Source organism: Mycobacterium sp. DL440 (genome assembly GCF_011745145.1).
Taxonomy (GTDB): domain Bacteria; phylum Actinomycetota; class Actinomycetes; order Mycobacteriales; family Mycobacteriaceae; genus Mycobacterium.
Genome location: NZ_CP050191.1, coordinates 1,556,830 through 1,581,628, shown reverse-complemented (window position 1 = coordinate 1,581,628; position 24,799 = coordinate 1,556,830). Strand labels below are relative to the sequence as shown.

At 67.5% G+C, this 24,799-nt stretch carries 25 protein-coding genes and 1 pseudogene; 10 read left to right on the top strand and 16 right to left on the bottom strand.

The features are described from left to right. Window positions 1-60 precede the first annotated feature (60 nt). Window positions 61-1,230, top strand: a complete 1,170-nt coding sequence (locus HBE63_RS07810; RefSeq protein WP_166904248.1) for an LLM class flavin-dependent oxidoreductase — start codon at window positions 61-63, stop codon at window positions 1,228-1,230. Next, window positions 1,227-2,444, top strand: coding sequence for an SfnB family sulfur acquisition oxidoreductase (locus HBE63_RS07805; RefSeq protein WP_166904247.1), 1,218 nt, complete (start codon window positions 1,227-1,229; stop codon window positions 2,442-2,444). Before HBE63_RS07810 ends, HBE63_RS07805 begins: the two co-directional genes overlap by 4 nt. Window positions 2,445-2,454: 10 nt before the next feature. On the opposite strand, the gene truB is transcribed toward HBE63_RS07805, so the two are convergent. The 3 genes from truB to HBE63_RS07790 are packed head-to-tail and all read right to left on the bottom strand — an operon-like array spanning window position 2,455 to window position 4,969. Continuing rightward, complete coding sequence (gene truB, locus HBE63_RS07800; RefSeq protein WP_243858698.1) at window positions 2,455-3,294, bottom strand: tRNA pseudouridine(55) synthase TruB; 840 nt, start codon at window positions 3,292-3,294, stop codon at window positions 2,455-2,457. A 44-nt stretch (window positions 3,295-3,338) separates the two neighbouring features. Further along, window positions 3,339-4,013, bottom strand: coding sequence for a 4'-phosphopantetheinyl transferase (locus tag HBE63_RS07795; RefSeq protein WP_166904246.1), 675 nt, complete (start codon window positions 4,011-4,013; stop codon window positions 3,339-3,341). Then, the gene (locus tag HBE63_RS07790) at window positions 4,010-4,969 is read right to left on the bottom strand and encodes a metallophosphoesterase (RefSeq protein WP_166904245.1); all 960 of its coding nucleotides are present in this window, start codon (window positions 4,967-4,969) and stop codon (window positions 4,010-4,012) included. Before HBE63_RS07790 ends, HBE63_RS07795 begins: the two co-directional genes overlap by 4 nt. Before the next feature lie 158 nt (window positions 4,970-5,127). Between HBE63_RS07790 and HBE63_RS07785 the strand changes: the two genes are divergently transcribed. Both HBE63_RS07785 and HBE63_RS07780 read left to right on the top strand, forming a co-directional pair. Further along, on the top strand, window positions 5,128-5,712 hold the full coding sequence (locus HBE63_RS07785; RefSeq protein WP_166904244.1) for a DUF3558 domain-containing protein: 585 nt from the start codon (window positions 5,128-5,130) through the stop codon (window positions 5,710-5,712). 50 nt (window positions 5,713-5,762) lie between these two features. After that, on the top strand, window positions 5,763-7,406 hold the full coding sequence (locus tag HBE63_RS07780; protein ID WP_166904243.1) for a CocE/NonD family hydrolase: 1,644 nt from the start codon (window positions 5,763-5,765) through the stop codon (window positions 7,404-7,406). Here HBE63_RS07780 and HBE63_RS07775 read toward each other — a convergent pair. Together HBE63_RS07775 and HBE63_RS07770 are read right to left on the bottom strand one after the other, a co-directional pair. Beyond that, entirely contained in the window at window positions 7,395-7,946 is a 552-nt protein-coding gene (locus HBE63_RS07775; protein WP_166904242.1) for a DUF1802 family protein, read from the bottom strand. The genes HBE63_RS07780 and HBE63_RS07775 overlap by 12 nt on opposite strands. Next, window positions 7,943-8,209, bottom strand: coding sequence for a DUF2277 domain-containing protein (locus HBE63_RS07770; protein WP_166904241.1), 267 nt, complete (start codon window positions 8,207-8,209; stop codon window positions 7,943-7,945). The genes HBE63_RS07775 and HBE63_RS07770 overlap by 4 nt, the downstream gene beginning before the upstream one ends. Window positions 8,210-8,254: 45 nt before the next feature. Here HBE63_RS07770 and HBE63_RS07765 point away from each other — a divergent pair, with 45 nt between their 5' ends. After that, entirely contained in the window at window positions 8,255-9,049 is a 795-nt protein-coding gene (locus HBE63_RS07765; protein ID WP_166904240.1) for an enoyl-CoA hydratase, read from the top strand. A 31-nt stretch (window positions 9,050-9,080) separates the two neighbouring features. Here the strand turns inward: HBE63_RS07765 and HBE63_RS07760 are convergent, their stop codons facing one another. From HBE63_RS07760 to HBE63_RS07750, 3 genes are all read right to left on the bottom strand, one after another. Beyond that, window positions 9,081-9,779: an anti-sigma factor domain-containing protein gene (locus HBE63_RS07760; RefSeq protein WP_166904239.1), complete on the bottom strand. Its 699-nt coding sequence runs from the start codon at window positions 9,777-9,779 to the stop codon at window positions 9,081-9,083. Further along, complete coding sequence (gene sigK, locus HBE63_RS07755) at window positions 9,776-10,342, bottom strand: ECF RNA polymerase sigma factor SigK (RefSeq protein ID WP_166904238.1); 567 nt, start codon at window positions 10,340-10,342, stop codon at window positions 9,776-9,778. The genes HBE63_RS07760 and sigK overlap by 4 nt, the downstream gene beginning before the upstream one ends. An 85-nt stretch (window positions 10,343-10,427) precedes the next feature. Continuing rightward, entirely contained in the window at window positions 10,428-11,333 is a 906-nt protein-coding gene (locus HBE63_RS07750) for a cyclopropane mycolic acid synthase family methyltransferase (protein WP_166904237.1), read from the bottom strand. 467 nt (window positions 11,334-11,800) lie between these two features. Here HBE63_RS07750 and HBE63_RS31865 point away from each other — a divergent pair. The 3 genes and pseudogenes from HBE63_RS31865 to HBE63_RS07740 all read left to right on the top strand — a co-directional run. Next, window positions 11,801-11,914: pseudogene (locus tag HBE63_RS31865) on the top strand (oxidoreductase); the annotation flags it as partial. A gap of 21 nt (window positions 11,915-11,935) precedes the next feature. Then, window positions 11,936-12,631, top strand: a complete 696-nt coding sequence (locus HBE63_RS07745; protein WP_243858551.1) for a flavin reductase family protein — start codon at window positions 11,936-11,938, stop codon at window positions 12,629-12,631. A 13-nt stretch (window positions 12,632-12,644) separates the two neighbouring features. Continuing rightward, window positions 12,645-13,994 (top strand): oxidoreductase, encoded by a 1,350-nt coding sequence (locus HBE63_RS07740; protein WP_166904236.1) that lies wholly within the window; start codon window positions 12,645-12,647, stop codon window positions 13,992-13,994. On the opposite strand, the gene HBE63_RS07735 is transcribed toward HBE63_RS07740, so the two are convergent. From HBE63_RS07735 to rimP, 7 genes are all read right to left on the bottom strand, one after another. Continuing rightward, window positions 13,991-15,325, bottom strand: a complete 1,335-nt coding sequence (locus HBE63_RS07735; protein WP_166904235.1) for an MATE family efflux transporter — start codon at window positions 15,323-15,325, stop codon at window positions 13,991-13,993. The genes HBE63_RS07740 and HBE63_RS07735 overlap by 4 nt on opposite strands. 32 nt (window positions 15,326-15,357) lie before the next feature. After that, window positions 15,358-16,362: a bifunctional oligoribonuclease/PAP phosphatase NrnA gene (locus tag HBE63_RS07730; protein ID WP_166904234.1), complete on the bottom strand. Its 1,005-nt coding sequence runs from the start codon at window positions 16,360-16,362 to the stop codon at window positions 15,358-15,360. Beyond that, window positions 16,355-16,858, bottom strand: a complete 504-nt coding sequence (gene rbfA / locus HBE63_RS07725; RefSeq protein ID WP_166904233.1) for a 30S ribosome-binding factor RbfA — start codon at window positions 16,856-16,858, stop codon at window positions 16,355-16,357. Before rbfA ends, HBE63_RS07730 begins: the two co-directional genes overlap by 8 nt. A gap of 3 nt (window positions 16,859-16,861) precedes the next feature. Then, window positions 16,862-19,696, bottom strand: a complete 2,835-nt coding sequence (infB, locus tag HBE63_RS07720; protein ID WP_166904232.1) for a translation initiation factor IF-2 — start codon at window positions 19,694-19,696, stop codon at window positions 16,862-16,864. Window positions 19,697-19,827: 131 nt separating this feature from the next. Then, window positions 19,828-20,043 (bottom strand): YlxR family protein, encoded by a 216-nt coding sequence (locus tag HBE63_RS31860; RefSeq protein ID WP_371815015.1) that lies wholly within the window; start codon window positions 20,041-20,043, stop codon window positions 19,828-19,830. A 177-nt stretch (window positions 20,044-20,220) separates the two neighbouring features. Next, window positions 20,221-21,249 (bottom strand): transcription termination factor NusA, encoded by a 1,029-nt coding sequence (gene nusA / locus HBE63_RS07710; RefSeq protein WP_166904231.1) that lies wholly within the window; start codon window positions 21,247-21,249, stop codon window positions 20,221-20,223. Further along, window positions 21,246-21,791: a ribosome maturation factor RimP gene (gene rimP, locus HBE63_RS07705; RefSeq protein ID WP_166904230.1), complete on the bottom strand. Its 546-nt coding sequence runs from the start codon at window positions 21,789-21,791 to the stop codon at window positions 21,246-21,248. Before rimP ends, nusA begins: the two co-directional genes overlap by 4 nt. A 208-nt stretch (window positions 21,792-21,999) precedes the next feature. Here rimP and HBE63_RS07700 point away from each other — a divergent pair, with 208 nt between their 5' ends. After that, a complete protein-coding gene (locus HBE63_RS07700; protein WP_166904229.1) occupies window positions 22,000-22,524 on the top strand; it encodes a hypothetical protein in 525 nt (174 codons plus the stop codon). Next, window positions 22,521-23,015: a ferritin-like domain-containing protein gene (locus HBE63_RS07695; protein WP_166904228.1), complete on the top strand. Its 495-nt coding sequence runs from the start codon at window positions 22,521-22,523 to the stop codon at window positions 23,013-23,015. Before HBE63_RS07700 ends, HBE63_RS07695 begins: the two co-directional genes overlap by 4 nt. Window positions 23,016-23,021: 6 nt before the next feature. Here HBE63_RS07695 and HBE63_RS07690 read toward each other — a convergent pair whose 3' ends face one another. Then, window positions 23,022-24,782, bottom strand: coding sequence for a proline--tRNA ligase (locus HBE63_RS07690; protein WP_166904227.1), 1,761 nt, complete (start codon window positions 24,780-24,782; stop codon window positions 23,022-23,024). Window positions 24,783-24,799: the final 17 nt, after the last annotated feature.

Below are 24,799 nucleotides of genomic sequence, written 5' to 3'. Positions count from 1 at the left end.
ACGATCATCGCGATTTTTACCCGTGTGCGATAGCCGATTCGGCACCAGCATGTCCTGTTCGTGACTGTCTCTCTGCACTGGTTCCTGCCCACCTACGGCGACAGCCGGCTCATCGTCGGCGGTGGCCACGGCACGCCCGCCGGTTCTGCCGGTGGTGACCGTGAAGCCTCGATCGACTATCTGGCGTCGATCGTCCGCTCGGCCGAGCGGTTCGGGTTCACCGGTGCGCTCATTCCGACCGGGGCCTGGTGCGAGGACGCGTTCATCACCGCAGCGCTGCTGGCCCGCGAGACCACCACGCTGGCGTTCCTGGTGGCGTTCCGCCCGGGTCTGGTGAGCCCGACGCTGTCGGCGCAGATGGCCGCGACGTTCGCCCGGCACGCACCCGGACGGATCCTGCTCAACGTCGTCGTCGGCGGCGAGGCCCATGAGCAGCGGGCTTTCGGCGACCACCTGGACAAGGACGCCCGGTACGCGCGTTGCGACGAGTTCCTCGACGTGGTGCGCCGGTTGTGGGCCGGCGAAACCGTGACCCACAAGGGTGAGTACATCGACGTCGAGGAGGCCTCGCTGGCCCTGCCCCCGACCCCGGTACCGCCGCTGTACTTCGGCGGCAGCTCGCAGGCGGCCGGCCCGGTGGCGGCACGGCACTCCGATGTCTACCTGACCTGGGGCGAGCCGCCCGCGGCGGTGCGCGAAAAGATCGAATGGATCCGCGGGCTCGGCGAGGAGCAGGGACGCAAGCTGCGTTTCGGCATCCGCCTGCACACCATTTCGCGGGACACTTCCGAGGATGCGTGGGCGCAGGCCGACCGCCTGGTCGCCGCGCTGGACGAGGAGACGGTCGCCGCGGCGCAGTCCGGGCTGGCCCGCAGCCAGTCCGAAGGCCAGAAACGCATGCGAGCCCTGCACGAGGCCAACCGGGTGAACGGCACCTGGAGTGACGCCCGGAGCCTGGAGATCGCCCCCAATCTGTGGTCAGGCGTCGGATTGGTGCGCGGCGGCGCGGGGACCGCGTTGGTGGGCAGCCACACCGAGGTGGCCGACCGGATCGCCGAGTACGCCGAGATCGGTATCGACGAGTTCATCTTCTCGGGCTATCCGCATCTGGAGGAGTTGTTCTGGTTCGGCGAGGGCGTGGTGCCGATCCTGCGCGAGCGCGGCCTGTTCGGCGGCGGCGAGCAGGCCGGCGCCCCCGCCTCGATACCGTTCGTCGGTACGCCGCGATGACAGATCTGGCCGACGCCGCCCGTATCGCCTCGCCGCAGGCGACGCTGGCCACGGCGGCGCAGTTGTCACGGTCCTTAGCCGAAGATGCCGGGGCCCGCGACGCACACCGCACACTGCCGCACGAACAGGTGCGGGCACTCAAGGAATCAGGTCTGCTGTCGGTGACCGTGCCCGTCGAATACGGTGGGCTCGACGTTCCGGTCGCTGTGCTCGCCGAGGTGATGCGACTGCTGGCACATGGCGACCCATCAATCGGCCAGATCCCGCACTCGCATTTCACGTTCCTGGAGGCCCTGCGCCTGCAGGGCACCGCGGAGCAGCAGGCGTACTTCTACAGCCTGGTGCTGGGTGGGACGTTGTTCGCCAATGCCCAGTCCGAACGCGGACCGCACCCCATCGATGTGGACACCACGACGCTCACAGCGTCCGGCGCCGACTATGTCTTGAACGGCCGCAAGTACTACTCCACCGGGGCTTTGTTCGCCGACTGGCTGATCGTTCGGGCCTCGCGTTCCGATGGTTCAGGGCAAGTGCCGACGGCCGCGACGCCCAAGGCCATCGCGTTCGTTGCGCGCGATGCCCCCGGGGTCGAGGTCGTGGACGACTGGGATGGCATGGGCCAGCGGACCACGGCCTCGGGCACCGTCACCCTCGACTCTGTGGAGGTGCCGGCGGAACACGTCATCGAGTTCAGCCCGATCTTCGCGCGGCCCACCGTCTACGGGGCCCGGGCCCAGCTGCTGCATGCCGCGCTCGACGTCGGTATCGCCACGGCCGCGCTGGAGGAAGGGGTACGTCAGGCTGCCAAGGCCCGGCCGCATTTCGAGGCCGCGGTCCCGAGCGCCGTCGAGGACCCCACTCTCGTGCAGGTGGCCGGGGAGCTGACCGTGACGGTGCGCGGTGCGGCGGCGCTACTTGCCGAGGCGGGCCGCCAGGTCGATGCGGCCCAAGCCGACCTCACCGAGGAGAGCGCGGCGGCGGCATCGATCGCGGTGGCGATCGCCAAGGTGTCCGCGGCGAGGGCCGCGGTGGACGCCGGCAGCACATTGTTCGAATTCGGCGGGACCCGCAGCGCCTCGGCTTCGGGCAACCTGTCGCGGTACTGGCGTGACGCCCGCACCCACACCCTGCACGACGCCACCCGCTGGAAAGTCCGCCACATCGGCAACTACACCCTTTCGGGCACGAAACCCCCTCGCCACGGCCAGCTTTGAGGCTGGGCGACTACAGAGTGGCCGGCCGCAACACCACGACGTTCTTGGTGCGTGACGAGCCGTCCTGCAGCAGTGCGATGACCCGGCCGTCAGGTGCGGTGGCGGCGTATACCCCGTCGATCCCGGTCGGCGCCAAAGCCCGCCCGTGCCGGGTGTCTTCCGTTTCGTCCTCGCTCAGATCGCGGCGCGGAAACCCGACCAGGCAGGCCTCGTCGAGCGTGTAGCTCAGCCGCGCCTCCTCGGCGAGGGCGTCCAGCGTGCGAGCCTCGTCGAGGCCGTACCGGCCGACCTTGGTGCGGCGCAACGCCGTCAGGTGCCCACCCACGCCCAGCGCCACACCCACGTCGCGGGCCAGGGCCCGGATGTACGTGCCCGAGGAACAGTCCACATCGACGTCCACGTCGACGAATTCGTCCACCCGACGGACGGCCAGAACGTCGAACCGGCCGATGCGCACGGGCCGGGCGGCCAGCTCGACGGTCCGCCCTTCGCGGGCCAGCTTGTAGGCCCGCTGGCCGGCGACCTTGATGGCGCTCACCGACGAGGGCACCTGCTCGATGTCCCCGCGCAGCGCCGCGACGGCGGACTCGATCTGCTGATCGGTCACCTGCGCAGCCGAGACCGACTGCAGCACTTCACCTTCGGCGTCTTCGGTGGTGGTGGTCTGACCGAGCCGGATGGTCGCGGCGTACGACTTGTCGGTGGCGGTGAGCAGACCGAGGATCTTGGTGGCGCGTTCGATTCCGACCACCAGCACCCCGGTCGCCATCGGGTCAAGAGTGCCGGCGTGACCGACCTTGCGAGTGCCGAACAGCCGCCGGCACCGTCCCACCACGTCATGGCTGGTCATCCCGGCCGGCTTGTCGACGATCACCAACCCGGGTGCTGGACTACTCACAGCACGATCGCAGTCAGTGTCACACCGTCGCGCACCGACCACCGGCCCGCCAGCGCGGTCAGCGGTGGGCCGTGTTCGGCGGCCGGATCGATGAGAATCTCGGATCGGAACGTTCCGGCCGTGCCTGAACCGTCCACCCCGAACGTGATGTGAGCATCCTCGAACCCGAGCCAGCGGTGCGTCAGCGGATACCACGCCTTGTAGGTGGCCTCCTTGGCGCAGAACAGGATTCGATCCCAATGCAGACCGGCAGGCAGGCCGGCGAGTTCGGAGCGCTCCAACGGCAGGGAGATGGCGCCCAGCACCCCTTCGGGCAGCACGTCGTGCGGTTCGGCGTCGATACCAACCGAACGAACGCCACCGACGCGGCCGACCACCGCACCGCGGAAGCCCTGGCAGTGGGTGAGGCTGCCGACGATGCCGTCAGGCCAGCACGGCTCACCCTTGTCCCCCTTCAGGATCGGCACCGGGCCCACCCCCAGTTCACCCAACGCCTGGCGGGCGCAGTAGCGCACCGTGGTGAACTCATTGCGCCGCTTCGCCACCGCACGGGCCACCAGCTCCGCCTCCTCGGGCAGCGCCGTCAATCCCGGCGGGTCGTCGTACAACTCGGCCGCGGCGAGTTTGTCCGGCATCTCGGGCAGCACCTGCCCCAGCAACGTGCCGCTCATGCGCGCCTGGCCTTGATCCGCTCCTGCATCTGCTGCGCGTGAGTACGCATCTCATCCGTGATCTGGAAGTGTCCGCCGAACTCATTGAGATAGCCGGGCGTGTAGTTGGGGTCGGGCAGGATCTGGCGCAGCCAGCGGAAGGGCTTGCGGCGGCGCCACTCACGCGGATAGCCGACGGAAACCTCCTCGAAGCGCACGTCGTCGTACCAGGTGGTCCGCGGAATGTGCAGATGGCCGTACACCGAGCAGATCGCGTTGTAACGAGTGTGCCAGTCCTTGGTGGCCGTCGTACCGCACCACAACGAGAACTCCGGATAGAACATCGCATCGCAGGGTTCGCGGACCATCGGAAAGTGGTTGACCTGAACCGTCGGGGTGATCCAGTCCAGGTCCTCGAGTCGCTTGCGGGTGGCCGCCACCCGGTCACGACTCCAGGCGTCGCGGGTCGCATAGGGCTCGCTGGACAACAGGAACTCGTCGGTGCCGACGACGTTTCGCTCCCGGGCGATGGCCAGCCCCTCGGCCTTGGTCGAGGCTCCCTCGGGCAGGAAGGTGTAGTCGTAGAGCAGGAACATCGGCACGATCGTCGCCGGACCACCCTGTTCGGTCCACACCGGGAACGGATGCTCGGGGGTGACGACACCCATCTGGTCGCACATGTCGACCAGGTAGTCGTAGCGCGACCGCCCGAAGATCTGCATCGGGTCCTTGTTGGTGGTCCACAGTTCATGGTTGCCCGGAACCCAGATGACCTTCGCGAACCGCTTGCGCAGCAGATCCAGCGCCCACCGGATCTCATCGGTGCGCTCGCCGACATCGCCGGCGACGATCAGCCAATCGTCCGGCGAGGCCGGGTACAACGACTCGGTGACCGGCTTGTTTCCGTTGTGTCCGGTATGCAGATCGCTGATCGCCCAGAGGACAGGCTGCCGATCCCTCGACCCGTGATCATTCACAGTTGCACCACCACAACGGACCAGCCTAACGGTGCGCCGCGACCGCGAGCCGTTGACAACTAGAACAGGTTCTCGTTTATGGTCGAGTCCGTTGCGACGGACCGCTACACTCCCCGCAAGCCGGGGAACGTTTTGCCACCAAACTGCGAGGGAGTGTGATGGCTGCCAAGTTGCGCCTGTTGTCGGCATTGACAGCACTGGTTTCGGCGGTGGTCGTGCTGTGGCAGTCGGGCCCGTCCGAGGGCGTGGCCGCCGGACCGCTCCACCTCGACGTCACCGATCTCCCGATGACCAACGTCTCCACGACGATCAAGTGGCCGATCGTCGAGACCACGGACCCCTCGCCCTTCGATCCGTGCAATGACATCCCGTTCGATGCGGTCCAGCGGATCGGCCTGGCCTTCACCCCGCCGGAGCCCGAGGACAGCCTGCGCTGCCACTACGACGCCGGCGACTACCAGATGGCGGTCGAGGCGTTCGTCTGGCGCACCTACGAGCAGACCATCCCGGCCGATGCGGTCGAGCTGGACGTCGACGGCCACCGGGCCGCCCAGTACTGGATCATGAAGCCCACCGACTGGAACGACCGGTGGTGGACCACCTGCATGATCGCGTTCAAGACCAGCTATGGCGTCATCCAGCAGTCGTTGTTCTACTCGCCCGTCCACTCTCCGGACCGACCGGACTGCTTGGCGATCAACCTCCAGCGGGCCCACGAGCTGGCGCCGTACTACAAGTTCTGAAGGCACGCCGCATTGCGCGGAGCACAGCGGGCGATCCGTAGCCTGGTCGCGTGAGCACATTGCGCCGGTACGCCGGCAAGGCCGTCAGCAGGGTTCTGGGGTTACCGCCGCACACGACCGACTTCTCCGTGCAGCACGGGCTGCGAGTACCGATGCGCGACGGCGTCGAGCTGATCGCCGACCACTACGCACCCGTCACCGACCGACCCGCGGGCACCCTGCTGGTGCGCGGACCGTACGGCCGTCGCTTCCCGTTCTCACCGCTGTTCGCGCAGGTATATGCGGCGCGCGGCTATCACGTGGTGTTGCAGAGTGTGCGCGGCACGTTCGGCTCGGGCGGCCGGTTCACCCCCATGGTCCACGAAATGGCCGACGGCGCCGACACCGTGGCCTGGCTTCGGGACCAGCCGTGGTTCACCGGCTCGTTCGCCACCGTCGGCCTGTCCTACCTCGGCTTCACCCAGTGGGCGCTGCTGGCCGATCCGCCGCCGGAGATGAAGGCCGCCGTTATCACCGTCGGCCCGCACGACTTCAGCGCATCATCGTGGGGCACCGGTTCGTTCTCCCTCAACGACTTCCTCGGGTGGAGCGCGATGGTCGCCCGCCAGGAGGAGCCCGGCATGATGCAAGCCCTCTCCCGGCAGCTGCGCGGGCCCGCCGAGCTCGCCAAGGCGGCCGCCGGACTGCCCATGGGTGCGGCTGCCCGCCAGTTGCTCGGCAGCGGCGCGCCGTGGTTCGAATCCTGGCTCGAACATCCCGAGCGCGACGATCCGTTCTGGGATCTGCTGCGGTTCGACGAGGCGCTGCAGCAGGCCGAGGTGCCCATTCTGTTGCTCAGTGGATGGCAGGACCTGTTCTTGGACCAGAGCCTGGAGCAGTACGAGCAGCTCCACCGGCGCGGCGTCCCGGTGGCGTTGACGGTCGGCCCGTGGACGCACACCCAGTTGATGACCAAGGGCCTCACCACTGTGGTCGGTGAGTCGCTGGACTGGCTGGGCGCCCACCTGGCCGACCAGGGCGAGACCACCCGCAGCACGGTACGTATTCATGTCAACGGGCACGGCTGGGTGGAGCTGGCCGACTGGCCACCGGTCATGCCAGAGCACGAGTTGTTCCTGCAGCCGACGGGGCGGCTGGCCGAAACCGCGCCGCCGGACACTGCCCCGTCGTCATCCTTCACCTATCACCCCGCCGATCCCACTCCCACCGTCGGCGGCCGGCTTTTGGCCGCCAGCGGCGGCTACCGCGACGACACCCGACTGGCCCGGCGCAGCGATGTGCTGACGTTCACCGGCGACCCGCTGCCGGCCGACCTGTACCTGGCGGGCAGCCCCGTCGTAGAGCTGGCCCACAGCTGCGACAATCCGCATCACGACATATTCGTCCGGATCAGCGAGGTGGAAGCAAAAGGCCGGTCCCGCAACGTATCCGACGGATTCCGCCGAATGAACGGCCACACCGGGCCGGTTCGACTCGAGCTCGACGCCGTCGCGCACCGGTTCAGAGCCGGGTCACGGATCCGGGTGCTGATCGCCGGCGGCTCACACCCACGCTTCGCCCGTAATCTGGGCACCGGCGAACCACCGGTCTCCGGATCCCGGCTGGTGCGCGCCACACATACCGTGCGTCACGGTCAGGGCGGGGTGTCCAAGGTACTGCTGCCCGCCGGCCCGAAGCCGCCGTCAGCCGACTGAGCTTCGCACCCGCTCGGCGACGTCGTGCAGCGTCGCGTCGTCGCGCACCGGCGGGCCCCAGTCCGCCTGCACCGGTAGGTCGACCCAGCTCTTGCACCCGGCGAATTCGGGCGTGCGGGCCAACTGGGTCGGCGTGCGCAACGGAGCCACCTGGACGATCACGACGGTCAGTCGGTGTTTGGGGCGGAAATCGAGCCGGTCGGTCCGCACCGATTCGGCGGTCCAGATGTGCAGGTCGGCGAGGTCCTCGATCGCTTCAGGACGGTTGACCTCCACTGTCGCAACAACTTTCGCCCCGGCCCTGATCATCACGGCGTCCTCGGTGCTGTCGGCGGCCGCGGCAGCAAGCAGGTGGTGATGTTCGGGGCGCACCCGTTCGGCGTGGCTGTGCGCAATCGTCGGGAACAGCACGAACTCCGGCGCCGCCACCGAGAACCGCTTCTCGTGGATACCGCCCTTGCGCAGCAGCACGGTCTGGCGGCCGTCGAGCAACGCGTGTACGGCCGCGCCCCACTCCTTCAGCCCAGGGGTCTGCGTCACTGCGCGGCCAGGCGGGCCCGGACCTCTGGACGGCGCAGTGGCGGAACGGTTTTGGGCGGCTGACGGCGCGGGGCCAGCCCGTCGAGCAGCCTGGTGGTGATGTCCGTGACTTCGGCGACGGCAGCTTCGAATGCCTCGATATTGGCCCCGGTCGGACGGGTGATTCCGCTGACCTTGCGCACGTACTGGCGCGCCGCGGCCTCGATTTCTTCGTCGGTGGCGGCGGGCTGCAGCCCCCGCAGCTCGGTGATGTTGCGGCACATGACACCCACGATAGGCGCATTGAGCGCGGCGGTTACCGTGGCCGGATGACCGACACTGGTGAGCGCTGCTTGCGCGAGCAGCCGACAAACACCGCCGTACTGCTCGTCGACACCACCGACCGGGTCCGCACTCTGACCCTGAATCGGCCCCAGTCACGCAATGCGCTCTCGGCGCAGCTGCGCACGGAGTTCTACGGCGCGCTGCGCACCGCACAGGCCGATGACGATGTCGACGTGGTCATTCTCACCGGGGCCGATCCGGTGTTCTGCGCCGGGCTGGACCTCAAAGAACTCGGCGACACCACCGAATTGCCCGACATCTCCCCCAAATGGCCTGCCATGACCAAGCCGGTGATCGGGGCCATCAACGGTGCCGCGGTCACCGGCGGCCTGGAACTGGCGCTCTACTGCGACATCCTGATCGCTTCCGAGCAGGCCAAGTTCGCCGACACCCACGCGCGGGTCGGGTTGCTGCCGACCTGGGGCCTGAGTGTGCGGCTGCCGCAGAAGGTCGGCGTGGGCCTGGCCCGGCGGATGAGCCTGACCGGCGACTACCTGTCAGCCGCCGAGGCACTGCGGGCCGGTCTGGTCACCGAGGTGGTACCCCATGACGAGCTCCTGCCCACCGCCCGGCGGGTGGCCGCCTCGATCGTCGCCAACAATCAGTCCGCTGTCCGTGCCCTGCTCGCCTCGTATCACCGCATCGACGAGTCCCAGACCGATCAGGGGCTGTGGATCGAAGCGACCTCGGCCAGGCAATGGATGGCCGGCGCCACCGGCGACGACATCGCCGCCAATCGGGCAGCCGTGATGGACCGGGGACGCTCGCAGGTGCGCTGAGGCCGCGCCCGGGTTGGGCACGGTTCGCAGGTCAGTCAAGCGGCAGTTGGACGAATATCTGCCCCGTAGGCTGCTCCGAGCCGGAACCCGGCTCTACCGTGAACGCGAGGGTGTTGGCAGTGCCGAGATCGAGGATCGTGTCGGTGGTGGACGGGGCAACCGCAGCAGGACTGAGTGTGCCGGCCGACCTCGGTTTCCCGCTGTCAAGTAGCCACATCTGGTAGACGGTGTCCGCGGCGGGCGGAGAAACGCCGTTCATGACCAAGACCGCGGCGTCGCGTTCCCGCGAGTAGACGACCGTCGCCGTGCCGCCGGCCGGAACGACCCCGCTGACAGACCGTACGTCCGTGGCGCCGAACACCTGTTCGGCGACCGACGGAGGCGGTGAGGTCGGTCGTAGCGCGATGCCGGTGCCGAACGCCGCGATCGCGATCACCACAGCGGCAGCAGCGGCCAATGCCGCTGTCCGCCAACGATTCCGACGCGACGATGCGTTGACGGCCATCAGGACCCGCTCACGCAGATGCGCCGGTGGTTCGACGGCGGTGACGTTCGAAAGCCGCGCCATGGTCTCTCGAATGCCGCGCACCTCTTCGTGGAACGCCGCCGACACGTCCGCCGGCGCAGCGTCGACCCCGCGTTCGACTTCGGCGCGCTCACGGTCCGAGACCGCATCCAATGCGTAGGACGCCGCCAACTCCAGCAATTCGGATCCGTCTGGTTCTGTCATGCGGCGCCCAGACAGCGACGGAGGTTCTGCAGACCATTGCGGATCCGTGACTTGACGGTGGCGAGGTTGACCGCAATCCGCGCCGACACCTGGGGGTAGGTCAACCCGCGGTAGTAGGCCAGTTCGATGCACCGGCGCTGCGCGTCGGACAGCGCATCCAGGCACTCGACCACTTGGCGGTGTTCCTCTGACAGCGTGGCCGTGTCTACCACGACGTCAGCCGGCGGCTCGCCGGACATCGCTGCATATTTGGAGTCACGACGACTGGCGGCCTGCTCGGCGCGGACGCGATCCACCGCACGCCGATGCGCCAGCGTAATCAGCCATGCCGCCGCAGAGCCGGCCGAAGAGTCGAAAGACGCTGCGTTGCGCCATACCTGAAGGTAAACCTCTTGCGTGGTTTCCTCGCTGTAGCCCCGATCGCGAAGGACCCGACTGACCAGCCCGAAAACCCGCGCCCGAGTGTGGTCGTAGAACATCGCGAATGCCACGACATCGCGCCGGGCCACCCGGCGCAGCAGATCATTGAGGTCGTCGCTGCCCGGCCCCGGCGAATCTGCCATCACGCGCAAGCGTATCCACAGCGGTGGCCGATTACCGACCGGAATGGCTCAATTGACAGCGCAATTCGGAGCCACGATCGATTTCTCAACGTTCCACGCTCTTCTCCAGAAAGAACTGGCTCTTCTCCAGAGTGAACTGGATGACGTCCACCTGGCCCTTCCGGAACAAATTCGCGCAGCCGGTCAGGTATTTCATGTAACGCTGATAGACGTCCTCCGACTGGATCTCGATGGCACGCCGCCTGTTGGATTCCAGCGCAGTCGCCCACAAGTCCAGCGTCATCGCATAGTGCGGTTGCAGCGACTGTTCGCGGGTCAACACGAAGCCACTGTCGATCGCGAGCTCATCCACCATGGGCGCAGAGGGCAGCTGACCACCCGGAAAGATCTCGGTCAGGATGAATTTGATGAACCGGGCCAGCTCGAACGTGATCGGCACCCCCAACTGGCGGGCTTCATCGGGATGCAGCCCGCAGATCGTGTGAAGCAACATCACGCCGTCGGACGGCAGCGCCTGATGAGCCATCCGGAAAAAGGCCGGATAACGCTGATGACCGAAATGTTCGAACGCTCCGATCGAGACGATGCGATCGACCGGCTCATCGAACTCCTCCCAGCCGGCCAACATCACGCGCCGATGTCGAGGACTGTCCGTCGCGTCAAACATTGTCTGCACGTGTGCGGCCTGGTTCTTGGACAACGTCAACCCGACGACGTTGACGTCGTAGCGTTCGACCGCCCGCCGCATGGTGGCTCCCCAACCGCAGCCGATGTCAAGCAACGTCATTCCCGGCTCCAGCCCCAGCTTGCCGAGCGCCAGATCGATCTTGGCCAGCTGCGCTTCCTCCAATGTCATGCCGCGACGCTCGAAGTAGGCGCAACTGTAGGTCTGTGTCGGGTCCAGGAACAGCCGGAAGAAGTCATCTGACAGGTCGTAATGGGCCTGCACGTCCTCGAAGTGCGGCGTCAAACTGGGCGTCGAACTGCGCATAGTCGATTCCACCTATCTGACACGTGCGGGTGAGCGTGCCGGGTCCATCAGGTCCGCACAAATAATTCGGAGCCGACACTGTCGCGGATCACATCGACTTCCGCAGCCGCCCATATCGCCAGTGCCTCATGTGGGCGTCGCTGGTTACGAACCAGCCGGAATGCCAGGTCAACGCATTCGGTCGCCCGGGCCGGGCATTTTTCTGATCGTCACCCCATCCGCAAGGCCCGTCACTCCGAATACCAAGTGAGGGCGCTCGCGGGTGCCTGGCGAAATTGTCAGGATTTCAAGGCAAAGGGGCAACGTGCAGACTGAACTTCAGCCGGCATCGGATGCGGACCACTTTGCGCCCGACGAGGTGGCGTTGCGTCCAAGGCCGGTTCACTTCCATTGGGAAGCAGCGCCTTTGCATTGGATTCCAGGGGATCCTTACGGCTCCCATGTGGTGACGGCACTCCGGCGCACACATTGATCTTCGTCTTCCGTCTGGGTGTACCAGGCAATACTCGCTGTGCGGAGACCCAGACCGCGCACAGGAGTATCGAATCGCCGTGCGCCGGATCCCTGGGGGCACCGCCTCTGTGGAACTGCACGATCTGCACGTGGGCCAGACCGTCGAGATCAGTGACCCACGCAACGCATTCATGATGCCTGTGCCCGGCTCTGGTTCGCGGGCCGAGAAGCTCCGATTTGTAGCGGGCGGGATCGGTATCACGCCCATCCTGCCGATGGTCCGTCTCGCCGAGTACCTCGGCCTACCGTGGTCGTTGCGTTACGTCGGCCGGCAACTGGACAACCTGCCGTTCCTCGATGAGCTCATGGCCTGGGGAGACAAGGTGCGTGTCGATACCACCGAGGAGCAGGGGCGGCCGCCGGCACCGGAATTGCTCGACGGGGTGGATGAACATACGGCGGTATACCTGTGTGGTCCGCCATCGATGATAATGTCTGTGCGCCAGGCGATTCCGCTCCTTCCGGCCATCGAACTGCACGTTGAGCGCTTTGCGCCGCAACCGGTCGTCGACGAGATCCCGTTCGAAGTCGAACTGGCGCGCAGCGCGCGGGTTGTGCAGGTGGGCGCACACCAGAGCACACTGGCCGCCCTCCGGGCGGTCGTGCCCGACGTGAGCTACTCATGCAGGCAGGGGTATTGCGGGACCTGCGTGCAGCGGGTGCTCGCCGGCGACGTCGAGCATCGCGACACATTTCTCACAGACCGGCAACGCGAGTTGGGGCAGATGCTGGTCTGCGTCTCCAGAGCCACATCCGAATCCGGACGCCTGTCCCTGGACCTATAGGAGGAATTTGTCGATGAGGACAGTCGACCATCCCATGAACCACGCGGTGGTCATCGGCGGCAGCATCGCCGGCCTGTGCGCGGCTCGTGTGCTGTCGGACCGCTTCGACCGTGTCACGGTGTACGAGCGAGATGAACTGCCGGACGAACCAATCAACCGCCCGGCGATACCCCAGGGTCAGCACGTTCACCTCCTGATGGCCCGCGGAGCGCAAGAACTCGAACGTGTGTTTCCAGGACTCCTCCACGACATGGCCGACGCCGGCGTTCCGGTCGTGCACAACCAGCCGGAGTCAATTCATTTCGCTGCGGCCGGTCATATCCTTGGTACCGGGCACGGGTTGCATGACAGCTTTACCGCGTACGTGCCAAGCCGCGGACAACTCGAATGGCAGATCCGCGAGCGCGTCAACGCCATCCCGTCGATCGGGCTGGCACATCAGGTGGTCTCGCAGCCGCAATTCGATCCCGAGACCAATCGGGTCACCGGGGTTGTCCTCCACGGTGGCGACCGAGTCCCCGCTGATCTTGTTGTCGACGCCTCGGGCCGGGGCAGCCGCCTTCCGGTGTGGCTGCAGCAATGGGGTTTCGATCTCCCCAGGGAAGACACCGTGCACGTCGGGGTCAGCTATGCCTCGCACAGAGTTCGGATTCCCGCCGATCTGATCGCGGAGAAAATGGTGTTGGTCAGTGCCGCACGGGACAGCCGGCTCGGCATGGGCATGCTGTTCCACGAGGACGGTATCTGGACCGTAACGGCATTCGGGGTGGCCAAGACGCAACCTCCCGATGACTTCGCCGGCATCTGCCGATTGGCCCAGACCCTGTTGCCGGCGCACATCAGTTCCGCGCTTCAAGCCGGCGATCCGCGTGGCGGCATGACGTTCTACCGCTACCCCACCAGCAAGTGGCGCCGATACGACAAACTCTCGCAGCTGCCCGACGGGATCGTGCCGTTCGGTGACGCCGTCGCGAGCCTCAATCCCACTTTCGGCCAAGGCGTGACGATGACGGCCATCCAGACCGCCAACCTGCATGCCGTCCTGGAGGAGGGAATGAACGATCTCCCTGCCCGACTGGCACGTGCGACGGCGCGAACCACGTACCCGGTGTGGCTCATGAACGCGGTCGCCGATTATGCCGAGCATGGCGCCCAGGGCGACCGGCCATGGTGGTACGGGCCGCTGTACGGCCTCTTCGACCAGTTCCTCGGCGCAGCGGAAACCGACCCCGTGCTGGCCGAATGGTTCCTCCGGCGCACGAGTCTGCTCGACAGTCTCTACCTCGCCCCATCGCCCCGGCTGGTAGGGCGTGCGGTCCGCAACAACATCGGACAGTGGCGCTCCGAACGCTCGCGCCGTTAGGCGGTCCCCGGCACCAGCCAGCGACCTGAGAACGCACGCCAGCCGACGAAGATCAGCCGCAGCACCATGAACGTGCTCAGCCCCGACCAGATGCCGAACAGTCCCCAGCCGTAGATCAGCGACAACCAGATCAAGGGCAGGAAGCCGACAAGCGCGCTGGTCAGGGTGGCGTTGCGCATGAACTTCGCGTCGCCCGCACCCAGCAGCACGCCGTCGAGGGCGAAGACGATTCCGGCCACGGGCAGTTGAGCAACCAGGAACCACCACGGCACGCCGATCGCCGCCAGCACCGACTCGTCATCGGTGAACACCGCCGGCAGCACCGACGAAGTGAGGGCGAACACCACGGCCAGCACCACGCCGGCCATCGTGGAGAACAGCGTCACCCGCCAGGCCACGCTCTTGGCATGCGCCAGTTGGCCGGCACCCAATGCCGCACCCACGAGTGACTGTGCGGCGATGGCGAGCGAATCCAGCACCAGCGCAAGGAAACTCCACACCTGCAGGACGACCTGATGCGCCGCCACCGCCGCCGCCCCAAACCGCGCCGCGACGGCCCCGGCCGACAGGAAGCAGGCCTGAAACGCCAACGACCGCAGCAGCAGATCGCGACCCATTGTCAACTGGGCGCGCAGCACCGCGGGCTGGACCCGTAGCGCAACCTTCTCGATCAGCAGGGCCCGCAGAAACAGCAGCGCCGCCACCCCTTGCCCGATCACGTTCGCCACCGCTGAGCCGGCCAATTCCAGTCGCGGCAGGCCCAACCAGCCGTACACCAGCAGCGGACACAGCACTGCTGACACGGCGAATCCGAACACCACGTAGCGCAGTGGCCGGACGGTGTCCTGCACCCCGCGCATCCAGCCGTTGCCGGCCAACGACACCAGGATCGCCGGGGCGGCGAGAATGGCGATGCGCAGCCAGGGCAGCGCGGCGTCCGCGATGTCGGAGCGCCCGGCGATCACCGACAGCAGCGGTTCCGCGGCGGCCTGGACCACCGCGATGATGAGCAACCCCAGACCCAGCGCCAGCCAGGTGGCCTGCACGCCCTCACCGACGGCGGACTGGCGGTCACCTGCCCCGAACATGCGGGCTGAGCGCGCGGTGGTGCCGTAGGACAGGAACGTGCCCTGCGAGTTGACCAGGCCCAGGATCAGGCCGCCGATGGCCAGCCCGGCCAGGCTGAGTGCACCCAACCGCCCGACGATCGCGATGTCGAACAGCAGGTAGATGGGCTCGGCGGCCAGCACACCCAGCGCCGGAAACGCCAGACCGGCAATCCGGCGGGTGGTGGCCGGCGTGACAGGAACATCGCCTTCGGGTTCAACCATGCGACCGCCCGGGCAAGGCGTACCTGACGCAGTCAGTCAAGGGCTTGTGCAAGCGCCTGCACGACGTCGTCGGCGGGGCCGGCGGCAGAATATCCGGCCGCGTGCGGGTGGCCACCGCCCCCGAATGAGCTGGCGACCGTGGCCAGGTTCAGCGACTTCGCCCGCATCGACACCGACCAGTGCTGCGGCTCGATCTCTTTGAACACCGCGGCGACCTCGGCCTGTTGAGTGGTGCGCACGATGTCGACGATGCTCTCCACTTCCTCCGGTCGGGCGGTGGACCATTCATCATGCGGCACAACGGCATACACCAGGCCGCGGCCACCGACAGCGCCCGGCAGGAGCCGGGCCGAGGCCAGCACCCGTGACAGCATCGGCAACCACGCGAACGGGTGGGTGTCGAGCAGCGCGCGGCTGATCGAGGCGTTGTCCACCCCGAGTTCGACCAACCGGGCCGCCAACCGGTGAGCTCGCGCGGTCGCCCAGCGGAACGAGCCGGTGTCGGTGGTCAGCCCGGCATACAGGCAGTGCGCCACCCCTTTGTCGATGGGCTTGTCCCAGGCGTCGAGGAGTTCGGCCACCAGCATCGTGGTGGAATCCGCCGTCGGGTCGACGTAGTTGGCGGTGCCGAACAGCTGATTGGACGCGTGGTGGTCGATGACCAAGACCTCGCGGCCGGCAACGGCCAGCTCCGCCAGCGCGCCAAGGCGATTGACGCTCGGAATGTCCACTGTGACAACCAGATCTGCGTCGTCGCGGATGGCATGCGGCGCGACCATCAGGTGCCCGCCCGGCAGGGTCTGCAGGGATTCGGGCAGCTGATCGGGAGCCGCGAAGGCTACCTCGACCTGCTTGCCCGCGTCGTCGAGCACCTGCGCGAGCGCCAGCCCGGCGCCGATGGTGTCCGCGTCGGGATAGACATGGCACACCACGCTGATACTCGTCGCGTCGGAGAGGAGGTCGGCTGCCGCGCGCGCGTCGACACGCTGACCGGAAGGGCACCCGTTGGGAGCCCCCGAATGAGCACTGTCAGTCATCCGTTCGATCGCGGTCACCGGCATCCTCTGTGTCTGCCCCGTCGGCAAGCCCGTCCATGTCTTCCGCCCCGCTCACACGGTACGGGTCCTCGTCACCGGCGTGCTTGGCGCCCTGCCGAACTCTCGCCAGATCCTCGTCGGCGGCCCGCGCCCGGGCCAGCAGCTCCTCCATCCGGTGTGCCGCATCGGGCACCGTGTCGCGGACGAACGCCAGGGTCGGGGTGAATCGCACCCCGGTCCCGGCGCCCACCTTGGTCCGCAATACGCCCTTGGCACTCTCCAGCGCCGCGGCCACACCGGCATAATCCGGTTCCTCGTCGAGGCTGGTCCCGATCACCGTGTAGTACAGCGTGGCGTCGTGCAGATCACCGGTCATCTTGGCATCGGTGATCGTCACGCCGTTCAGCCGCGGATCCTTGATCTCGTACTCGATCGCCGAGGCGACGATGGTGGAGATCCGTTTGGCGAGCCGCTTGGCCCGTGCGGGATCAGCCATCTCTTATGTACGCACCTTCTCGACGAGTTCGTACGTCTCGATGACGTCGCCTTCCTTGATGTCGTTGTAGGTCAGAGTCAGACCGCACTCGTAACCTTCGCGGACCTCGGTGGCATCGTCCTTCTCCCGCTTGAGCGAGGACACCGTGAGGTTCTGCGCGACCACCAGGTTGTCACGCAGCAGCCGGGCCTTGGCGTTGCGGCGCATGATGCCCGAGGTGACCAGGCAGCCCGCGATGTTGCCGATCTTGGACGACCGGAAGATCGCGCGGATCTCGGCGCGGCCGAGCTCCTTCTCCTCGTACACCGGCTTGAGCATGCCCTTGAGGGCCTTCTCGATCTCGTCGATGGCCTGGTAGATCACCGAGTAGTAGCGGATCTCCACCCCCTCGCGGTTGGCCAGCTCGGTCGCCTTGCCCTCGGCACGGACGTTGAACCCGATGATGATCGCGTCCGAAGCCGACGCCAGGTTGACGTTGGTCTCGGTGACGCCACCGACACCGCGGTCGATGACCCGCAGTTCCACTTCGTCGTCGATCTCGATACCCATCAAGGCTTCCTCGAGGGCTTCGACCGTACCGGCGTTGTCGCCCTTGAGGATCAGGTTCAGCTGGCTGGTTTCCTTCAGTGCCGAATCCAGGTCTTCCAGGCTGATCCGCTTGCGGCTGCGTGCGGCCAGGGCATTGCGCTTGCGCGCGCTGCGCCGGTCGGCGATCTGGCGGGCGATGCGGTCCTCGTCGACAACCAGGAAGTTGTCACCGGCACCGGGCACCGACGTGAAGCCGATGACCTGGACCGGACGTGAGGGCAGCGCCTCTACGACGTCGTCGCCGTGCTCGTCCACCATGCGGCGGACGCGGCCATAGGCATCGCCGGCCACCACCGAGTCGCCGACACGCAGGGTGCCGCGCTGGATGAGCACCGTGGCGACCGGACCGCGACCGCGGTCCAGGTGCGCCTCGATCGCCACACCCTGGGCCTCCATGTCGGGGTTGGCCCGAAGGTCCAGGGATGCGTCGGCGGTCAGCACGACCGCTTCCAGCAGTGCCTGGATGTTGGTGCCCTGCTTGGCGGAGATGTCGACGAACATGGTGTCGCCGCCGTATTCCTCGGCCACCAGGTTGTATTCGGTGAGCTGCGCCCGGATCTTGGCCGGGTCGGCGCCTTCCTTGTCGATCTTGTTGACCGCCACCACGATCGGCACGTCAGCGGCCTGCGCGTGGTTGATGGCCTCCACCGTCTGCGGCATGACACCGTCGTCGGCCGCGACCACCAGGATCGCGATGTCGGTGGCCTTGGCACCACGGGCACGCATGGCGGTGAACGCCTCGTGACCCGGGGTGTCGATGAAGGTGATCGGCCGGACGTTGCCGTCCAGATCGACCTCGACCTGGTAGGCGCCGATGTGCTGGGTGATGCCGCCGGCCTCGCCCTCGCGGACGGTGGCGTTGCGGATGGTGTCCAGCAGTCGGGTCTTGCCGTGGTCGACGTGACCCATGACGGTGACCACCGGCGGGCGGAACTCGAGATCGTCCTCGTCGCCCTCGTCCTCGCCGTAGGTGAGGTCGAAGGACTGCAGCAGTTCACGGTCCTCGTCCTCAGGCGAGACGACCTGCACCTTGAAGTTCATCTCGCTGCCGAGCAGCTCCAGAGTGTCGTCACCGACCGACTGGGTTGCCGTGACCATCTCACCGAGGTTGAACAGCGCCTGGACCAGTGCGGCCGGGTTGGCGTCGATCTTCTCGGCGAAGTCGCTGAGCGATGCGCCGCGGGCCAGCCGGATGGTCTCGCCGTTGCCCTTGGGCAACCGCACGCCACCGACGACCGGCGCCTGCATGTTCTCGTATTCGGCGCGTTTCGCCCGTTTCGACTTACGGCCGCGCTTGGGGGCACCACCGGGACGACCGAACGCACCGGCTGCGCCACCGCGCTGACCGGGGCGACCACCGCCACCACCACCGGGGCGACCGCGGAATCCACCGCCGCCACCAGCGGGCGCACCGCCGCCTGCACCGGCACCGGCACCGCCACCGCGGTAGTTACCACCGCCGCCGCCACCGGGACGCGCACCCTGACCGGCACCGCCGGGACGGGGGCCACCGCCGGGACGCGGGCCGGGACGTGGGCCGCCCCGTCCGGGAGCACCGGCGCCTGCCGGACGCGGAGGCATGTTGCCGGGCGACGGACGCGGGCCGCCGCCGGGACGTGGGGCCCCGGGCCGCGGCTGAGGCCGCGGGATGGGCCGCTCGACCGGCTGCTGCGAGGAGAACGGGTTGTTGCCGACTCGCGGGGCACGCGGGGCCGGCTTCGGGGCGCCCGACGCCGGACCCGGACGGGGGCCGGGGGTGGCACCAGGAGTAGGCCGGGGACCGGGCGTGGCGCCAGGAGCCGGCTCTGCCGGGGCGCTGGGCGCAGCGGCGGCCGGGGCACTGGGCTCGGCCGGAGGCTGCGGGGCAGCCGGCTTGGGTGCCGCTGGACGGGCCGGAGCAACCGGGGCCACCTCGGCTGCCGGAGCCTGGGGTTCGACCACCGGGGCCGCGGGGGCGGCGGGTTTGGCCGGTGCCGGCTTGGCCGCCGTCGCGGGGCTGGGAGCCGGGGTACCGGGCTTGGGCGCCGCAGGTGCTGCAGCGCTGCCCTGCGGGCGGGGCTTGTCTTCGGTCTTCTTACCGCCGGGCTTGGGGCCGACAGTTTCGCGCAAACGACGCGCGACCGGCGCCTCCACCGTGGAGGATGCCGATTTGACGAACTCGCCTTGCTCCTTGAGCTTGGCTAAAAGTTCCTTGCTGGTGACACCGAGTTCCTTCGCCAACTCGTGTACACGGGCCTTACCTGCTGCCACTACATCTCCTCGTTTGGAGGCGACAGCGGTGGTAGGTGCCGCGCCTCGGGTTTAGCTATGACGCATGGTCATCGGGACTTCACGGTGTGCTCATGTTCTTCGCTACCTGTTCTGTTGCCGGGCGTCCGAGTTCATCCAGAGCTTCGGTGATCTTCACAGATGCTCTCGACGTACTCGATCACCGCGGATGTATCCGGTGAACCGGTGAGTCGCAACGCTCGGACGAAGGCTCGTCGCCGCACTGCCATTTGTGCGCACTGCTGATCGGGATGCAACCACGCACCACGCCCAGGCAGGCTTGCCGCGGGGTCAACGGTTACGGAACAAGTCCCGTTCCCGTCGGTCACCGCAACCACTCGAAGCAACTCGGCGGCCAACTCTCGCTTCCGGCACCCGACGCAGGTCCGCACTGGTCCGACAGAGGTGTCGGAGGTGCTTCGATGCGTCAGAGCCGGAGTCTCGCGCTGGATCACGGCTGAGTCTACCGCCCCGAGGCCTGTGGTCCGAAACGCCGGTCACCACTGTCAGTCGTGCACCGCCCCGGGCCGGACGTCATGATCGGGTTGCGGCGCCGCATCGCTGCGGATATCGATCCGCCAACCGGTGAGCCGGGCCGCCAACCTGGCGTTCTGTCCTTCTTTGCCGATCGCCAGGGAAAGCTGGAAGTCCGGCACGATCACCCGTGCCGCCCGCGCAGCCTCGTCGATCACCGACACCGACACGACCTTGGCCGGAGACAGGGCGTTGGCGACGAACCGGGAGGGGTCCTCGTCGTAGTCGATGATGTCGATCTTCTCGCCGGACAGTTCGCTCATCACATTGCGCACGCGCTGGCCCATCGGGCCGATACAGGCCCCCTTGGCGTTGAGCCCGGGGACCCGCGAGGCCACTGCGATCTTGGACCTGTGCCCGGCCTCGCGGGCGACCGCCACGATCTCCACCGACTCGTCGGCGATCTCGGGTACCTCCAACGAGAACAGCTTGCGGACCAGGTTCGGGTGGGTGCGTGACAGCGTGATCATCGGTTCGCGGGCGCCCCGGGTGACGCCGACGACGTAGCACCGCAGCCGGTCGCCGTGCTCGTAGCGCTCCCCTGGCACCTGCTCGGCGCTGGGGATCACCCCTTCGGATCCCTTGGTCTCGCTGCCGATCCGCACGACGACCAGCCCGCGGGCGTTGGCCCGCGCATCGCGCTGGATGACCCCGGCCACGATGTCGCCCTCGTGAGCCGCGAACTCCCCATAGGTCTTTTCGTTCTCCGCGTCGCGCAACCGCTGCAAGATCACTTGACGGGCCGTCGTCGCCGCGATCCGGCCGAATCCCTCGGGCGTGTCATCCCATTCGTGCAGGACATTGCCGTCGGCATCGGTCTGACGGGCGATCACCTTGACCACGCCGGACTTACGGTCGATGTCGATGTGCGCGTCGGGCTCATGCCCCTCGGTATGGCGATACGCGGTGAGCAGCGCCGATTTGATGGTCTCGACAACCACGTCGACCGTGATGCCCTTGTCGGCCTCGATGGCATGCAGCGCCGCCATGTCGATGTTCATTCGCCGGCCCCCTTCCCGGTTTCGCCCGACAGTTCTAATTCACGTCGGTTCGGAGGTGAAAACTCCACTTGGACAATAGCTTTGGCGATATCAACAAGAGCGATCTCACGGATGGCCAGATCGCGGCCTTCCGGCACCACGACTTTCAGTACGGTGCCGTCGGTTTCCCCCACCCTTCCGGTGAACACCGAACCGTCGGTCAGCGTGAGCTCGGCCTTACGCCCGCGAGCGCGGCGGAAATGCTTGGCCTTGGTCAGCGGACGGTCCACACCCGGTGAGGTGACGTCGAGCACATACGGCGTGTCGCCCTGCGAGAGTTGGTCGAGCAATTCAGATGCACTCCGCGACAGCGCTGCCAGGGAATCGAGATTGAGACCCTCGTCGCCATCGGCGATCACGGTGATGCGGGGCGGACGAGTCGACGCGTCGATGACGACATCGTCGATTTCGTATCCGGCGCGCGCGAACTCGCCGTCAAGTAGCTCGATCACCTGCGTCTGCGACGGCAAATCCGCAGACCGCAACTTTGGATCCGGTGCCACGGCGAGCTCCTCATCTTGAATTGTCTCCGACACAAATCCCAGGGCCAGCCACCTGGATCAGCCCCGGAATTGCCTATCTACGATACGCCAGGCCCCCGGCAGCAACCGCCAATCGAATTCCGGTGCGTGGCGAATGTCGTCGCGCCGGCGCCGGACGACCAGTCAGCGCCGCGTCAGGCGAGTACCTGAGCAATGGCAGGATGTTCACGTGCCGAGCGCCCATGCAGACATCAGCCGGCGGCGCGTACTGCTCTCGGCCGCGGCCCTTGCCCTGCTGGGCGCCACCGCCGCCGCCTGCAGTACGACGACGTCTCAACCCGAAGTGGACGACCTGACCGCGCAGTGGGACCGGGCCCGCGCCGACAGCGCACTGGCCGCCGACGCGGCGGCCGCCCAGCCTCCGCAGGCACCGGTCACCCGGGCATTGAACGCGGTGACGACCGATCGCACCGCGCACGCCAAAGCCCTGTCCGACGAGTTGACCCGGATGACGGGTACCGCCCCAGCGAACGCCACCACCTCCACCACCAAGAGCACGGCCAAGGCCGCCCCGGGCGCCGGGACAGACGCATCGGCGCCCAGCGTCGACGACGTGGTCAACGCGCTCAAGGAGTCCGCCGACCGGGCCGCCGGGCTGGCCCGCAGGTTGTCCGGTTATCGCGCCGGCCTGCTCGGATCGATCGCCGCCTCATGCACGGCCGGCTACACCGTCGCACTGGGAGGTGCAAAGTGACCTCACCAGGACCGACCCCACCGGGACCGCGGGCCACCACCTCGCCCGCCCGGCCGAACACGGCCGCCGATGCCGCGCTGTTCGACGCGGTGGCCGTGGAACACGGGGCCATCTACGGCTACGGGCTGGTGTCGGCCCATTCGACGGTCGAGGACAACGCCTTGGTAGCCACGGCGATGGCCGAGCACCGGGCCCGGCGCGAGGCGACCATGGCCATGCTCGAAGCGCGCTCGGTCACCCCGCCGCTACCCGCCGCCGGGTATCAACTGCCCGCGCCGGTAACCGATCCGACCGACGCCGCCAACCTCGCGATTCGCATGGAGGAAGACTCCTCGGTGGCCTGGCGTGCGGTTCTGGAACAGGCGACCAGCGCCGACGACCGCTCCTTTGCGGTGACCGCGCTGACCCAGACGGCCGTCACGGCCGCCAAGTGGCGCGCGATCGTCGACGCCTGGCCGGTGACGGTCGCATTCCCCGGCGGCGGCGAATAACCGCGTTCAGCCTGCGGTGAGTGCAGCCGAGATCTCGGCGGCCGCGTCGTCGACGGCGATCTCCCGGTTCTCCCCGGTGAACCGGTTACGCAACTCCACCACGCCTTCGGAGAAGCCGCGGCCGACCACCACGATCCACGGCATGCCCAGCAGCTCGGCGTCCTTGAACTTCACTCCGGGTGAGGCCTTGCGGTCGTCGAACAGCACCTCGTGGCCAAGCCGGTCGAGCGCCGCGACGAGTTCGGTGGCCCCGGTCCGTGCGGCGTCATCCTTGTTCGCCACCACGACGTGCACGTCGAACGGTGCGACCGCCGCCGGCCAGCGCAGCCCGAGCTCGTCGTGCTGCTGCTCGGCGATCACCGCAACCATGCGGGACACCCCGATGCCGTAGGAACCCATCGTGAGCCGCACCGGCTTGCCGTCCTCGCCGAGCACGTCGGCGGTGAAGGCATCGGCGTACTTGCGGCCCAACTGGAAGATGTGGCCGATCTCGATCCCGCGCGCCGAGGTCAGCACACCGGCACCGTCCGGAGACGCATCGCCGTCACGGACCTCGGCGGCCTCGATGGTGCCGTCGGGAGTGAAGTCGCGGCCGGCGACCAGGCCGACCACGTGCTTGTTGGGCGCGTCGGCACCGGTGATCCAGGCCGTGCCGTCCACCACGCGCGGATCGACGAGGTAGCGAACTCCGTTGTCCAGCAAGGCCTTCGGTCCGACGTACCCCTTGACCAGGAACGGGTTCCTGGCGAAATCGGCATCATCGAGCAGGGCGAACTCGGCCGGCTCCAGCGCAGCACCCAGGCGCTTCTCGTCGACCTCACGGTCACCGGGCACGCCGACTGCCAGCAGCTCCCAGTCGCCGCCGGGCTCGCGGGTCTTGAGCAGGACGTTCTTCAGGGTGTCGGCAGCGGTGACCTTTCGACCCGAGAACTGTTCCAGGTCAGCCGAGTTGGCCCAGTCGACCAGGGTCGCGATGGTCGGGGTGTCCGGCGTGTCGTGGACCGCAGCGGCGGGCTGCCCCTCGATCGGCAGCGGCGCCGGCGCCCGGGTGATCACCGCTTCGACGTTGGCGGCGTACCCGGAGTCCAGGCAGCGCACGAACGTGTCCTCACCGATATCGCTCTCGGCCAGGAACTCCTCCGAGGCGCTGCCGCCCATCGCGCCCGAGACCGCCGACACGATCACGTAGCGCACACCCAGGCGGCCGAAGATCTTCTGGTATGCCTCGCGGTGGGCGTGGTAGGCGTTTTTGAGACCGTCGTCGTCCACGTCGAACGAGTACGAGTCCTTCATCACGAACTCGCGGCCACGCAGAATGCCTGCGCGGGGCCGCGCCTCGTCGCGGTACTTGATCTGGACCTGGTACAGGATCACCGGGAAGTCCTTGTAGGAGGAGTACTCCCCCTTGACCGTCAGCGTGAAGATCTCCTCGTGCGTCGGCCCGAGCAGATAGTCGTTGCCGCGCCGGTCCTGCAGCCGGAACAGGGTGTCGCCGTACTCGGTCCACCGGTTGGTGGTCTCATACGCGCCACGCGGCAGCAGCGCGGGCAGCAGGATCTCCTGACCGCCGATCGCATTCATCTCTTCCCGCACGATGTTCTCGATCCGGCGCAGCACCCGCAGGCCCAGCGGCAGCCAGCTGTAGATACCGGGGCCGACCGGACGGACATAGCCGGCCCGGATCAGCAGCTTGTGGCTGGGTACCTCGGCATCGGCGGGGTCGTCACGCAGGGTTCGCAGGAACAGCTCGGACATACGGGTGATCACAGGCGACAACCTTAGCG